Here is a 14,924-nt window from a genome sequence, read left to right as displayed (position 1 = left end):
CTCAGGTCGCCTTTTTTGTGGTTAAATTCAAGATTTCATATTCGTTGTTATAAAATCTCTAAATTGTATTCACTATGGATACACTTTGTGGTAATTTAGTATTGCACTGTGTTAATATTCGAAAAATTTTTCAAGAGATATATCTATATTCGAAATTTTTTTCGGAAATATACTTGAAAGTTTTGTGGGCAACGCAACACTGTGCTAAAATGCCAATGTAAGCGTTTTTTTAAAACCAGGTTTTTAAATCACTAAAATAGTGAAAAGAACTAGTAAGAAACCATGCTTTAGATTGCGTTCAAATATACCATTTGCGCATGAATTTAGTAAAACCCAGCAGGGAGGTAGCATGCTTTGAATACCAAACAGTCCAGAGTGGAACATCCATGGCAAGAATTTTATGGACCAAACCTTGGCTATGCCATTGAACTATATGAAAAGTACCAGGAAGACCCGGAATCAGTAGATCCGGACATGCGCCAAAAGTTTGAACAGTGGGGCCCACCACCATCTTCATCAGATGCAGTGGAAACAGCTGCTCAACCAGGTAATCTTAAAAAGGTCATTTCAGCAGTTAAATTAGCTGACAATATTCGTACATATGGCCATTTAGCTGCAGCAATTAACCCACTTAATAATGAGAAATCTGATCAGAAATTTATGACTCCACAGAAATACGGTCTTTCTGATGAAGACTTGAAAGCGATTCCCGCAGAAGTAATCTGGGAACAAGCGCCTGCAGATATTCACAATGGCTTGCAGGCTATTAAACGATTGCAAGATCTATATACAAAATCGTTATCTTACGAATTCACTCACGTTCATTCTGAGGATGAACGTAAATGGCTTGACGAAATGGTTGAGAACGATTCCGTAAGTAGAACGTTAACAGACGACGATCGTATAGCACTTCTTCGAAGACTAACAGAAGTAGAAGGATTTGAGAAATTCCTTCATAAAACGTTTGTGGGCCAGAAACGCTTCTCAATTGAAGGCGTAGACGCAATGGTTCCAATGCTTGATGACGTTATTAAGTGTGGTACAAGTGACGGTGCTAAAAACGTAATGATTGGAATGGCTCACCGAGGTCGATTAAACGTTCTTACACACGTCCTAAATAAACCTTATGAAAAGATTTTTGCTGAATTCCATCATGCACCTAACAAAGAACTTGTTCCATCTGAAGGCTCTATGGGGATTAACTACGGTTGGACAGGTGATGTGAAATACCATATGGGGGCAGATCGCAAGTTTGAGGGATCTGAAACAGCTGAAGCTACCGTTACACTTGCTAACAATCCTTCTCACCTTGAATTTGTAGACCCAGTTGTAGAAGGGTATGCAAGAGCAGCTCAGGAAACCCGCGATACCAAAGGTGAACCTAAGCAAGATTTCCGTAAATCATTTGCTATTCTAATCCATGGAGATGCTGCTTTCCCTGGAGAAGGCGTGGTAGCTGAGACGCTTAACTTAAGCCAACTTAAAGGCTATCATACTGGCGGAACCATCCATATTATTGCAAATAACCAGCTTGGATTCACAACAGAAAGTTCCGACTCTCGTTCTACCAAGTATGCAAGTGATCTTGCAAAAGGATATGAGATTCCGATTGTGCATGTGAATGCGGATGATCCTGAAGCATGTTTAGCTGCAATGCACCTTGCATATGAGTATAGAATGAAGTTCAATAAAGATTTCTTGATTGACCTTATCGGATATAGAAGATTTGGTCATAACGAAATGGATGATCCAGCTGTTACACAGCCACATTTGTATGAAAAGATTAAAAATCATCCAACAGTAAGAGCAAGGTATGCTAAGTACCTTACAGAACAGAATGTAATCGATTCTGGCCAGGGTGAGAAGCTTGATGAAGAAGTACTCAAAGAGTTACAGACAGAGTACGATAAAATAGCAAAAGGCGGAGATAATCAAGGAGATGTGCAAGAGATACAGCCTCCTAAGGAAATTGTCAAAGGAATTCCGTCTATTGATACAGCAGTCTCTCTCGAAACGCTAAAGGACATCAATGATAAATTACTTATTCGTCCTGATGGCTTCAATGTATATCCAAAGCTCGAACGTATTTTGAAACGTAGACTTGATATGCTTGAAGAAGGTGGAAAAGTAGATTGGGCACTTGGTGAAACACTTGCGTTTGCATCCATCCTTGGTGATGGAACACCAATTCGTATAACAGGCCAGGATTCTCAACGCGGAACATTCGCTCAGAGACATCTTGTTCTTCATGATAAAGAAACAGGTGAAACGTTCTGTCCACTTCACGAGCTACCTCAAGCTGAATCGTCATTCGCAATTCATAATAGTCCACTTTCAGAAGCATCTGTTGTTGGATTTGAATATGGCTATAATGTATTCGCTCCTGAGACGCTTGTAATCTGGGAAGCACAATATGGTGACTTTGCTAATGCTGCACAAGTTATTTTTGACCAATTTGTTTCCGCAGGTAGAGCAAAATGGGGACAAAAATCAGGAATGGTGTTGTTACTTCCACACGGTTATGAAGGACAAGGCCCTGAACACTCTAGCGGAAGAGTAGAACGTTTCCTTACTCTTGCTGCTGAAAATAACTGGACGGTTGCCAATTTAACAAGTGCAGCACAATATTTCCACATTTTACGTAGGCAGGCTGCTATTCTTGAGAAGCAAGAAGTAAGACCGCTTGTCATTATGACGCCCAAAAGTCTACTTCGTAACCAGCGCACCTCTTCACCTGGATTTGAATTTAGCCAGGGGCAATTCCTGAGTGTTGTTGAACAAGCAGGTCTAGGCGAAATCAAAGAAAAGGTAGAGCGCATTGTACTATGTACAGGTAAGGTTGCGGTTGATCTCGCTGCTGAAATAGAATCTTCTGAAGAGAATTTTGATTGGTTGCATGTGCTTAGAGTAGAGCAATTGTATCCATTCCCACATGAAGAAGTTAAAAAGATTTTTGAACGTTATTCTAACGTGAAGGAAATTATCTGGTTGCAGGAAGAACCGAAAAACATGGGCTCCTGGAATTACATTTCTCCGCGTATACGTGAATCAGCACCAGAAGGAGTAGCAGTTAGCTACATTGGTCGCCCAGATCGATCAAGTCCTGCTGGCGGAGAGCCAAACGTGCATAAGAAAGACCAAGAACGAATTATACAAGAAGTATTAGAGCCATCCAAAACTGTTTCCCATCAAGGAGGTAATCGTCGTGATTGAAGTTAAAGTACCAGAACTAGCAGAATCCATTACAGAAGGTACCATTTCTCAATGGTTAATCAAAGTAGGCGACAAAGTAGAAAAAGGTGACAACCTTGTTGAGCTTGAAACAGACAAAGTTAACATCGAAGTTAGTGCTGAAAACGACGGAGTAATTAAAGAGCTTTTAAAAGAACCAGGTGATAATGTAGAAGTTGGCGAGATTATTGCTTATTTAGGTGGCAGTGAAGGCGGTTCTTCTAAATCAGCCGATCAAGACAACGATACTGAAAAAGCTGAAGCCAAAAAAGAAGAAAAAGAGTCTTCCGAAGCTGTGAAATCAGACCAGGAATCAAAAACACATGCAGCACCTGAACCTGATCAACAATCTGATAATGGACGTACAGTGGCTTCACCTTCAGCTAGAAAGCTTGCTCGGGAGCTTGGCGTTGATTTAAATGAAGTTAAAACGCGTGATCCTCTTGGTCGTGTTCGTCCTGATGATGTGAAAGCACATGCTGATCAACCTGAGCAGAAAGAAGCACCAAAGCAGGAGAAGAAACAAGAAAAGAAGCAACCAGAAGCTAATGAAGGCAAGCCAGTAGAACGCGTGAAAATGTCTCGCCGTCGTCAAACGATTGCAAAACGTCTTGTTGAAGTTCAACATACAGCAGCAATGCTTACGACATTTAACGAAGTAGACATGACAGCAATTATGGAGCTTCGTAAACGCCGTAAGGACAAGTTCCTTGAAGATAATGATGTAAAGCTTGGTTTTATGTCTTTCTTTACAAAAGCAGTTGTAGGAGCTCTTAAGAAATATCCTCGTCTAAATGCAGAAATTCAAGATACTGATATTGTATTGAAGAAATTCTATGATATCGGCATTGCAGTTGGCGCTGAAGAAGGACTTGTTGTTCCTGTCGTACGTGACGCTGATAAACTTTCATTCGCTGGAATTGAGCAGGAAATTGGCAATCTTGCGAAGAAAGCCAAAGACAATAAATTGAAACTTGATGAGTTGCAGGGTGGATCGTTCACAATTACAAACGGTGGTATTTTCGGGTCTATGCTTTCGACTCCAATCCTAAATGCCCCTCAAGTAGGTATCCTTGGAATGCATAAGATTCAATGGCGCCCTGTTGCGATTGATCAGGAGCGAATGGAAAATCGCCCTATGATGTATATCGCTCTTTCTTACGATCACCGTATCGTAGATGGTGGGGAAGCCGTTAGCTTCCTTGCGAAAATTAAAGAGCTTCTTGAAGATCCAGAACAACTTCTTCTTGAAGGATAAGTTAGAGGTAGAACCTGAATCCAAAAGATTCAGGTTCTTTTTCATAGGTTCTTTTCCAAATAATGTTGTTTTTAAAAATGGTTTAGTATAAACAGATTCACACTTTGAAGTTGATTGGATCGGAAATCAACTACTACTCTTATAGCAACAAGGTTTAAAAAACAGGCTTTCCATAAAATATTGTAAAAGTGGGGGAACAAGATGAGAATAAGATCCTATCAAGATCCCGATGCATACTTAAATCACGTTCAATCTTTTCTAGAAGAAAACGAAGCAGTGAATAATTTATCACTAGGAATTTTACATCGACTTGTTTCACAGAATGGAGTAGAACATTTAGAGAATAAGCCTTATTTATCAACGATCGAATCAGATGAAGGAAGAATAGAACTTTGTATGATTCAAACGCCACCTCATAATCTCACAATAGCTGGGCAGCCTACTACTTCAAGAGAGGCGCTTTCTTATGGAGCGGAAGAATTACTTAAGCAAAAGCAAGTTCCAGGAATTCTTGGAGAAAATCATTTGGTTGAAATTTTCTCCAAAGAGTATTGCCATTTAACCAATAAAAAGCGCTCACTGCATATGAATCAACGCATTTATCGGCTTGATAAAGTAATACCACCTAAACAAATAAATGGAACTATGAGAATAGTAGAAAGATCTGACTTAGAGTTATTAACTCAATGGATACAACAGTTCATACAATCGATGGGGCAACAGGCTACTCTTGAAGAATGTCGTGAACGTGCTGAACAATTTATTGAAGAGCAATCCATTGTGTTCTGGCAAGTTGAGAATAGAATTGTTTCAATGGCAAACCAGACAAGACCAACTTCAAATGGAATGACCATTAACTTTGTGTATACTCCCCCAGAGTATGAAAAAAACGGTTTTGCTTCTGCTTGTGTAGCTGAACTCAGTCAGTCACTATTAAATCGTGGTTATACGTTCTGCAGCCTATATACTGATTTATCAAATCCTACTTCAAACTCAATTTATATGAAAATAGGTTTTAAACCTGTTGGAGATTCAATTGTCTATTTATTTGAATCTTAATGACGTATTCTTTAACTAAAAGCTGCTCTCATGTAAAATAGAAGAAAAGAAGAAAGGAGTGAGTGTATTGATTCATCAATCTTGGAAAGATAATGCAACAATTAAGAAAGTGAAATGTGTACATACCGACGCTAAGAAGTATATGGTAAACCGAGTATTAACTGAGGGAAAAACTTACGATGTAAAGAATGAAACAGAAGAGTTCTTGTTTGTCGTTGATAATAGTGGGAAAGTCGGGGGATTTTATAAAGAATATTTCGAAGTACTTTAAAGATTAGTCGTAAATATAAAGACCAGATCGTTCATCGATCTGGTCTTTTTTATAGGTTCTTTACTAAAAGATTGTTGTTTCTTTATGAAAGGCTGTTTCGTAAATATTGTTGCTATAAGAGTGAGAGGGATTTCCGCTCCAGGATGCTCGCTTTCCGCGGGGCGGGCGCTGAGCCTCCTCGGCGCATAAAAACATTGCGCCTGTGGGGTCTCACCTGTCCCGCTAGTCCCACAGGAGTCGAGCATCCTTCCGATCCAATTAGCTAAGTGTGGTTCTTTATACAAAACTTCTTTCAAAAGCAACAATCTTTTAGAAAAGAGCATTATGAAAACAACCTTTTTATATAAATTTTTTGTGGTTTGAAATTTTTGGTGTTTGAACGAACAAACATCAAATAAAATGGAGGGAAATGGTAAAAGGGAAGAGGGCATGGAGAAATGAGACGGTTTATACCAATTGTTTTATCCTTCATTTCCATCACAGGATGTTCTGCTAATGAGGTTAAGACATCTGAACAAGTTCTTATTCTTAAACCTGCAGATTTATCAAAAAATAACAACACCTCCTCCAGAGCACAGGCGTCGATTATTTTAGTATGATGGAGTTGACCGGTAAGATAGAAAAGAATGATGAATTAGTTTTATCTATCGAAACATATAATTCAAGTAAGCTTATCGAAGAGGGTATGACGTTAAATGGTTTATCGAATAAGTCATTTAAAAATGAAATACTCTCTTTTACATTAAACATTAATGAAAACACTGCATCCTTTTCTCTTGCAGAAGGTACTGGTGTTTACGAATCAACCTTGTCAATTCCAGAAGAGATAACAAGATCCATTTTTCATGCAATCGCAGATAAAATCCAGTTCCGAAAGAATACTCCTGTCTATTTGGTTTACTGGTATGGTTCAGATCAGAAAGCGACGAACTCTTTAAATGGGGGTGATCCGTCGGTCTTCCCTGAAGAGATTAGGGAAGCTTATTTTTCCATAGTGTATCATGTGGAATGGATAGATAAAAAATATTAACGCTTTAATGAGAGTTTCCGAATAAGAAGCCGTGCATCGAAAAGGATTTGATGCACGGCTTCTTATATTATTAACAGACTGTGCCATTGCTACTATAACGTGATAAATTCAGATGGATTTTAAATAACTTAACTAACTTAACTTATCTTAGGGGAGATTGAATATAATATTTTAATTTTCTCTCAAAAAATCATAAAAGCACATTCGTGGTAGTGGTTCATTAGTCCTGCATAACCTCATGTGATATAATACGCGTGGACTAGAAGTATACTTATGACAATAAAGATGAGCTTAAGATTAGGTTTTAGAACCGTCTCCGGCTACAGGAGGGAGAACCAATGAATCATAACGAATTATTAGAGGAAGCCTTTTCTTTTCTCGATCAGGCATATTATGAATTAGAAAAAGACCCAGATACTTTACACTATCGAAAAAATGAGATAAGAGCTGAAATTAGCGATAAAGGAAACTACTCCCATACATATGAGGAACTTGAGCATGGTGCCAAGATGGCTTGGCGAAATAGTAACAAATGCATTGGGAGACTTTTTTGGAACACCATGACAGTGCTCGATGCTCGGTATGCTTCAACAGTAGATGAAGTAACCGATGCGTTAATGTATCATCTTAAGACAGCAACAAATGCTGGTAAAATAAGACCAACCATTACCATTTTTGAGCCAGGAAAGGTACGGATATGGAATCATCAGCTAATTCGTTACGCAGGATATGAAACGGAAAGTGGAATTGTTGGTGATCCTGATTCAATCAACTTTACAAAGCAAGTGATGGAACTCGGTTGGAAAGGGGAAAAGACACCACATGACGTGTTACCCCTCGTCTTTACAATGGATGATGAGAAAACAGCAGTTATCGAGATTCCTTCAGAATATATTCTTCAAGTAGAAGTTGAGCATCCTGAATATGATTTTTCCTCTCTTGGTGCGAAATGGTATGCTGTTCCAATTATTTCAGATATGCGATTAGAAATAGGAGGAATTGATTACAATGCAGCTCCATTTAATGGCTGGTATATGGGAACAGAAATCGGTGCACGGAACCTTGCTGATACCGACCGCTATGATTTACTGCCACAAGTAGCAAATATAATGAAGATTGATGCGAGTTCCAGCGCGACGTTATGGAAAGATCGAGCACTAGTTGAACTCAATCGAGCTGTTTTGTATTCCTACCAAAAGGCAGGAGTAAGTATAGTTGATCATCACACGGCAGCGAAGCAGTTTCAGAAGTTCGAGCAAAATGAAGCGAAAGCAGAGCGGGAGGTAACAGGAAATTGGACGTGGCTGATTCCCCCAGTATCGCCAGCAACGACACATATATTCCATAAACCATATAAGAATAAGGTCTTATCACCAAACTACTTTTATCAGAAGAAACCATATTAATTTAGAATAGGAGAATGGAATTGATTACCGAGAAAGCTTACTTTACTATTCATGAAGGCTTAGAAACCAAATTTGAAGAAGCATTTTCTGAAGCAGTTGACTTAATTGCTGCAACGAAGGGATACCAGCATTACACTCTGACAAAATCAATTGAATTTGACCGTAAATATGTAATTTTTATAGAGTGGGATTCTCTTGCAGCCCACACGGAAGGTTTCATGAATTCCAATCGCTTTGAACAATTTACAAAAAAGATGGATCCATTTTTGGAGCATGTGGAAATGGAGCACTTAGTTCAAATTCATTCTGACAAGTAAACTCACTATTTAGTGGGTTTTTTTTTGAACTTTTCACTGTACAAAATGCTCCGTTCCGTATATGATATTAAATAAGTAAATTCCTATAAGAAAGGTAGGTATTAACATGCTTTCATCTATACCTAGACCTCTTGTACGATTAAATCAATCGTTTATTTTTATATTTGCAACATCATTTATTGTTTCATCGAATTGGCTCTTTTTAGCAGTACCGCTTTTAGCAGGATTAATGGGAATACTCTTTCAATTCAATCCAGTGATTAAAGCAGGTAAATTATTTCTAAAGAAACCTCTAAGTACCTATATTCCTGAGGATGCTGAGCAGCAAAATTTCAATCAGAAAATAGCCGTAACACTTTTGACTATTGCATTAATTGGACATATTTCATCTGTTCAATGGCTAGCGATTACATCTGCTATTATGGTTGCACTTGCTTCCTTAGTCGCTATTCTTGGATTTTGCGTCGGCTGTTTTGTCCGTTTTCAATGGAAACAATTTCAATACAGAAGATCACAGCATTCTTCTTAAAAAACAGCCTAAGGGCTGTTTTTTTGTATAGCTCATATCTATAAGATGTTTTTTTAAAGAATATTTTGTATAAAAACCTACCCTTAGCTGATTGGAGCGTAAGGTGCTCGACTCCTGTGGGATTAGCGGGACAGGTGAGACCCCACAGGCGAGCTTTAAGCGCGCCGAGGAGGCTCACCGCCCGCCCCAAGGAAGCGAGCATCCTGGAGCGGAAATTAACTACTCCTCGTATAACAATAATGCTTACGAAAACTCCCTTGTGAAAAAACTGAAATTATATTTTCTGATATACTAAGGAGAGATAATAGAAGATAGATCAGAAAGGATAGGGTTGGATGAGAGACGAAGTTTATGACTTGATTGGTGTAGGAATTGGACCATTTAATTTAGGATTAGCAGCACTATTAGATCCTGTAAATGAAATTAAAACGTTATTTTTTGAACAAAAAGCTGAATTTGATTGGCATCCCGGTATGTTAATCGAGGGGACAAGGCTACAAGTGCCATTTATGGCCGATCTTGTCACAATGGCCGATCCCACAAATCCATATAGTTATTTAAATTACTTAAAGCATCAAAATCGATTGTATAATTTCTATTTTCTTCAGCGACTTGAAATGCCACGAAATGAATATAACCATTACTGTCAATGGGCTGCAAGTAAATTAGAAAGCTGCAGATTTGGAACAAGGGTAACAAGTGTTGTTCCTGTTGGAGATCCAGTTCATCGTTATGAAGTCTCAGTTGAAAATGTGGAATCTGGGGAAATAGAAACGTATATTGCAAAAAACATCATTCTTGGTGTTGGAACAGTTCCATCTCTTCCTGCTCCGTTAAGAGGTATGCCTGAAGAAGACGTTTTTCATTCTTCTACTTTCCTTCAGCATACAGAACGATGTAAAGAAGCAAAAAGCATCACTGTTATTGGATCAGGACAAAGTTCAGCAGAAATTTTTCGTGAGCTGTTGAAAGAGAGACAGGATCATGGCTATTCACTGAATTGGGTGACAAGGTCTCAAGGGTTCTTCCCAATGGAGGAAACGCGATTAAGTCTGGAGCATTTTTCACCGGAATATATTGATTATTTCTATGACCTTCCACAGGAACAAAAAGATGACATCTTTAGTGGCCAACAGCTTTTATACAAAGGAATTAGTCCACATACGATTACGGATATTTATAACCTTCTTTATGAGCAATCAGTAGGCGGCAAAGAAATGGATGTAATGCTCATGCCTCTCACTGAGATTAATGGGCTTAAAATGAAAGAAGATGAATCAGGGTATGAACTGGAATGTCGTCAATGGCAAAAAAATAAAGCTTTCCTGCTTGAAAGCGAAGTAGTTGTCGCAGGAACAGGATATCGCCCTTTAATTCCATCTTGCTTAGATGATCTTAAAGAATTAATTGAATGGGACGATAAAGGACGATATCATGTAACAAAAGACTATCGTCTAACATTAAGCCGTGAATCAAACGCAACTATCTTTGTACACAGTGGTATGCAGCATACGCATGGCGTTGGTTCAACAAACCTTGGTCTTGCCGTCAATCGTAATAAAATTATCATTAATGAGCTTGCAGGCAAAGAAATTTATCCTGTTTTAGAAGGAAATGTGTTTCAACAATTCGAATATAAAGAGTAGTTGGTATTGTTATAAAAATAGAGGGGGACTGGCTATGAGTGTGATCAAGACATGAATCAAATACAACCATTAACAGCCAGTAGGTTTCTTGGGAAGTTAATCACACAATATGCTCATATTCATCAACGGACAATCGGTCCAGGAGCGCAGGAATATATTACACAATTGGGTATAAGAACAGGAGAATGGCTGGAATCGTATTATCCAGAAAGTAGCTGGACCCCTGATGACTATGCGCGTGTGATTGTTGATATTAAGAATTCGATTGGTGGAGAATTTTATATATCAGAAGTGAATGAACGATACGTCGTCGTTAAATCGAACAGCTGTCCATTTGGCGAACAGGTTAAGGATGCCCCACACCTTTGTGGTATGACTTCAAGTGTATTTGGTGGTATTGCGGCAAGACACTTCAAGTATGGTGAAGTGAACTTACGAAAGCGAATAGCTCTTGGGGATCCAGGGTGTGAAGTTATGATTGCATTCGAGCCAGGCATCGAAGATGGGGATCGATATGAGAACCTACCAGTGACGCCGAAAAATGGTGATCCATTTACATGGGAAGAGGATGCTATTGCGCTTCTGAACAAAGAATTAAAACGTAGTGATGACATGGTGATGAAACTTGTCCAAGAATTAGAAGATCTTAAAAAACAAGTTGATCAAAATAAAACAGTTTAGCCAGTTGGTTTATATGCCAACTGGTTTTTTGTATGAAATTTAGGATTTATAGGACACTAATAGAAAAGGAGGGATGAACATGGAAAAGAATGCTAGAGGTTACGTTCAGGATAGTTGTCAAGCATTAGAAGAAGCGAGCCGTTGTTTAGAACAAGCACTTTCTACTGTTGAGAAGGGGCAGAATCGTGAAAGGATTCAACAATCGTTAAATGAGTTAACCGCCGTTCAAACCCATTGTGGCGAAACAGCGAATGTACTTGAACAACAATAAAATTTTCAACGAATTTTTAAAAATATGTTTTAACAAAAATAAAATCGGAAATGGTGGATTAACGTTCACATAAGGAGGTATGAAAGATGAGCTTATTATTTGGTAAAGGCATGCAAGCATTCGAACAAGATGCCAAAGCTGAGAAAGAAAAAGTGCAAACCGCTCCGGATGCTCACTTTAATAAAAAGTCCCGATTAAAACAAAAACCAACTAAAATATAACCATCCAATTGGATGGTTTTTTTATTGCATATTCTAATAATGTTAATTACAATATTAAAGAAAATAATGAAAAATATGGTATATTTGTTTTTCAGAGTAAATAAGAGGTGTTAGAATCTAGTTAAAGTTAAGGAGGACTAAGTTTAAGGACATTATTTAACAAGCTTCGCAATAAATTGATTATAAATATTGTAAAGGTGGAATGTAATGAAAAAGGCGCATTTTTTTTCGTTTTGTTTATATCCAGATGTAATGATTATGTCGATTCTTTTAGGTGCTAGTGTCATTTATATTCTAAGTCAATTCACTGTACAGCATCTTCTTTTTGTTCTTATTGGTTTTTTAATTTTTAGTGTGAGTGAATACACAACTCACCGTTTTTTCTTTCATCTCAAAGCTCCGAAAAATCCGATGTTTTTGAAGGTTCTTCAGCGATTACATTATGACCACCACAAAGACCCCAATAATTTACATCTTATGTTCTTGCCGATTTGGTATACAGCTCCTCAATTTTTAATTATTACATATAGCATCTTTTTAATTACACACCAGTTAGGAAGTTCTGTGGCTGTTGGAGTAGGGTTAATGTCAATGCTTCTCTTTTACGAGTGGAAGCATTATATTGCACATCAAGCGATCGTACCCAAGACGAAGTTTGGAAAGTGGCTTAAAAAAACACATTTACTTCATCACTACAAAAATGAGAATTACTGGTACGGAGTTACAAATCCATTCGTTGATATTCTCTTAGGTACTTTTAAAGATGAGAAAACAGTTGATAAGAGTAAGACGGCTAAAAGTTTAGAAAAGCAACATTCTTCTAAAAAAATAGATTCATTGGATGTGTAGAAGTATAGAATATTCATTTAAAAAGGCTCTTTTCGTAAACTTTGTTGCTATAAGAGTAGTGATTGATTTGCGCTCCAGGATGCTCGCTTTCCTTGGTGCGGGCGGTGAGCCTCCTTGTCGCTTACACTCCTGTGGGGTCTCACCTGTCCGCTAGTCTCGTAGGAGTCGAGCACCTACCGCTCCAATCAACTTTGAAGTGGGGTTCTCTAGAGAAACAATCTTCTAATAGCAACAATCTTTTGGAAAAGAGCCTTAAAAAAAGATTAGATTTGTATCAAAGTGGGAAGAGTTCACTTGTAAACGAAAATTGGAGGAGATTTCTAATGGCTAAACAATGGACAACAACAACTTTGCATAATGGCGTTGAAATGCCAACGCTAGGACTAGGTGTATGGAAGATGGAGAACAATGATGAAGTTAAGACAGCCGTAAATGCTGCAATTGATGCAGGTTACAAAGCAATTGATACAGCGGCAGCTTATAAGAACGAAGAAGGTGTAGGTGCTGCAATTAAAGAAAACAGTACGCCACGTGAAGATCTTTTTATTACATCTAAAGTATGGAATGATGACCAGGGTTATGAGTCAACATTAAAAGCATTTGAAGATACTGTAACAAAGCTTGGAGTTGAAACTCTAGACTTATACCTCATTCATTGGCCAGTAGAAGGCAAGTACAAAGAGACGTGGAAAGCGATGGAAAAGTTATATAAGGATGGTCGTATCCGCGCAATTGGGGTAAGTAACTTCCACCCACACCATCTAGAAGATTTAATTAAAGATGCAGAAATTAAGCCTATGGTGAATCAAGTAGAATTTCACCCACTACTAAATCAACAAGAGCTCCGTGATTACTGTAAAAAGCATTCTATTCAAATGGAAGCATGGTCACCACTTGCTCAGGGTAAATTGCTTGATCATGATGTAGTGAAACACATTGGAGAACAGCATGGTAAATCAACTGCTCAGGTTATTATTCGTTGGGATCTTGAACATGAAGTTGTAACCATCCCTAAATCATCGAACCCAGAACGAATAAAACAAAACTTTGATGTTTTTGATTTTGAATTAACGAAAGATGATATTAGAGCGATTGATGAACTTAATCAAAATGAACGAATGGGTCCAGATCCAGATAATTTTGATTTTTAATTTAGAAGCCGGCCAAGAGCCGGCTTTTTTATTTAGAACATCTCAGATTTGATCCATCATTAACTGTTCGGGTAATATATGTGGAACGCTAACGTTTTCACCTTAATTTTTATACGACGTAACAACACCGTTTCACAAATGAGGTGAGGGTTTTAAATTGACTGAAAATACCTAATGAGATAAAATTATCTCGAATTAAAGATATTTAAGAAAGCGGTGATTTAGTTGAATATAAAACGTTATGGATTGAACCAGCAAGGTGCGGGACAGTTTGATGGAGGTAAAATCACTGAACAAAAGCCAATTGGTTTTCCAGGTGAGGGCTCAGAAGTGAAGCGAATAGGACCACTTTTTTACTGGGCTTGGGCGAAATCAGAAAATGAAGGCTACATCCCGTTACATCCTCATCAAGGATTTGAAATTATTACGTATGTGATAAGCGGTAAAGCTGAACATGGAGACACACTTGGAACAAAAAGTACGGTCGGTCCAGGGGGATTACAAGTTATGCAGACTGGATCTGGCGTTTCTCACGAAGAAGGATTTGTAGGTCCAAACATGCAAGGATTTCAAATTTGGTTTGAGCCTCATTTAACAGAAGCCTTGAAAAGAAGACCGACCTATCAGCAATTTAATGATGCAGATTTTCAAGTGGACACAAATGAAGGAATACGTATAAAAGAGTTATTAAGTGATGAATCGCCGGTTAACTTTGTAACAGATGCTGCGATGTGGGATATCGAGGTGAAAAGTGATTTTACTTACGAACATAGTTTAGCAAAGGGGCGATCTCTAAGCATTCTCGTTCTTAGTGGTGAAGGAAAGATAAATAGAACAGAATTCAAAATGAAAGAATTTCTCGTTATGGAAGCAGATGAACAGAGTAAGATTGCGATAAAGGTTAGAAAAGATACAAGAGTAATAGCTATTGAAGTTCCAACTTCTGTTGACTATCCTTTGTATAGAAAGTAAAGAATTATGCTTATTCCGATCGATTTACTGGA

The 14,924-nt window shown here is 38.1% G+C and carries 15 protein-coding genes; all 15 read left to right on the top strand.

Going from position 1 to position 14,924, the window contains the following annotated elements; all coding sequences use genetic code 11:
• The first annotated feature begins 354 nt into the window (after positions 1-354).
• On the top strand, positions 355-3,213 hold the full coding sequence (locus FBF83_RS00955; protein ID WP_136945288.1) for a 2-oxoglutarate dehydrogenase E1 component: 2,859 nt from the start codon (positions 355-357) through the stop codon (positions 3,211-3,213).
• Positions 3,206-4,489, top strand: coding sequence for a 2-oxoglutarate dehydrogenase complex dihydrolipoyllysine-residue succinyltransferase (gene odhB / locus FBF83_RS00950; RefSeq protein ID WP_136945287.1), 1,284 nt, complete (start codon positions 3,206-3,208; stop codon positions 4,487-4,489). Before FBF83_RS00955 ends, odhB begins: the two co-directional genes overlap by 8 nt.
• A gap of 201 nt (positions 4,490-4,690) precedes the next feature.
• Positions 4,691-5,548, top strand: a complete 858-nt coding sequence (locus FBF83_RS00945; RefSeq protein WP_136945286.1) for a GNAT family N-acetyltransferase — start codon at positions 4,691-4,693, stop codon at positions 5,546-5,548.
• Between the two features lie 67 nt (positions 5,549-5,615).
• Positions 5,616-5,819, top strand: coding sequence for a DUF6501 family protein (locus FBF83_RS00940; protein WP_136945285.1), 204 nt, complete (start codon positions 5,616-5,618; stop codon positions 5,817-5,819).
• 604 nt (positions 5,820-6,423) lie between these two features.
• Positions 6,424-6,849 (top strand): hypothetical protein, encoded by a 426-nt coding sequence (locus tag FBF83_RS00930; protein ID WP_136945283.1) that lies wholly within the window; start codon positions 6,424-6,426, stop codon positions 6,847-6,849.
• A gap of 338 nt (positions 6,850-7,187) precedes the next feature.
• Positions 7,188-8,255 carry a nitric oxide synthase oxygenase gene (locus FBF83_RS00925; protein ID WP_136945282.1) on the top strand — a complete coding sequence of 356 codons (1,068 nt, stop codon included), beginning with the start codon at positions 7,188-7,190 and terminating at the stop codon, positions 8,253-8,255.
• A gap of 20 nt (positions 8,256-8,275) precedes the next feature.
• Positions 8,276-8,572 (top strand): antibiotic biosynthesis monooxygenase family protein, encoded by a 297-nt coding sequence (locus FBF83_RS00920; protein ID WP_169525125.1) that lies wholly within the window; start codon positions 8,276-8,278, stop codon positions 8,570-8,572.
• 106 nt (positions 8,573-8,678) lie between these two features.
• On the top strand, positions 8,679-9,101 hold the full coding sequence (locus tag FBF83_RS00915; protein WP_136945280.1) for a DUF4395 domain-containing protein: 423 nt from the start codon (positions 8,679-8,681) through the stop codon (positions 9,099-9,101).
• Positions 9,102-9,436: 335 nt separating this feature from the next.
• Entirely contained in the window at positions 9,437-10,747 is a 1,311-nt protein-coding gene (locus tag FBF83_RS00905; RefSeq protein ID WP_136945278.1) for a lysine N(6)-hydroxylase/L-ornithine N(5)-oxygenase family protein, read from the top strand.
• Positions 10,748-10,798: 51 nt separating this feature from the next.
• Positions 10,799-11,428 carry a methanogen output domain 1-containing protein gene (locus FBF83_RS00900; RefSeq protein ID WP_136945277.1) on the top strand — a complete coding sequence of 210 codons (630 nt, stop codon included), beginning with the start codon at positions 10,799-10,801 and terminating at the stop codon, positions 11,426-11,428.
• A 79-nt stretch (positions 11,429-11,507) separates the two neighbouring features.
• Positions 11,508-11,699 (top strand): hypothetical protein, encoded by a 192-nt coding sequence (locus FBF83_RS00895; protein WP_136945276.1) that lies wholly within the window; start codon positions 11,508-11,510, stop codon positions 11,697-11,699.
• Positions 11,700-11,785: 86 nt separating this feature from the next.
• On the top strand, positions 11,786-11,920 hold the full coding sequence (locus FBF83_RS21235; protein ID WP_255435823.1) for a hypothetical protein: 135 nt from the start codon (positions 11,786-11,788) through the stop codon (positions 11,918-11,920).
• Positions 11,921-12,127: 207 nt separating this feature from the next.
• Positions 12,128-12,769 carry a sterol desaturase family protein gene (locus FBF83_RS00890; protein ID WP_136945275.1) on the top strand — a complete coding sequence of 214 codons (642 nt, stop codon included), beginning with the start codon at positions 12,128-12,130 and terminating at the stop codon, positions 12,767-12,769.
• Positions 12,770-13,092: 323 nt separating this feature from the next.
• On the top strand, positions 13,093-13,920 hold the full coding sequence (locus FBF83_RS00885) for an aldo/keto reductase (protein WP_136945274.1): 828 nt from the start codon (positions 13,093-13,095) through the stop codon (positions 13,918-13,920).
• A gap of 225 nt (positions 13,921-14,145) precedes the next feature.
• Positions 14,146-14,892: a pirin family protein gene (locus FBF83_RS00880; RefSeq protein ID WP_136945273.1), complete on the top strand. Its 747-nt coding sequence runs from the start codon at positions 14,146-14,148 to the stop codon at positions 14,890-14,892.
• The last annotated feature ends 32 nt before the right edge of the window (positions 14,893-14,924 follow it).

This window comes from Guptibacillus hwajinpoensis (genome assembly GCF_005144865.1).
GTDB classification, from domain to species: Bacteria; Bacillota; Bacilli; order Bacillales; family Guptibacillaceae; genus Guptibacillus; species Guptibacillus hwajinpoensis_A.
The sequence above is the reverse complement of the archived record's forward strand: the minus strand, read 5'-3'. Positions and strand labels throughout refer to the sequence as shown.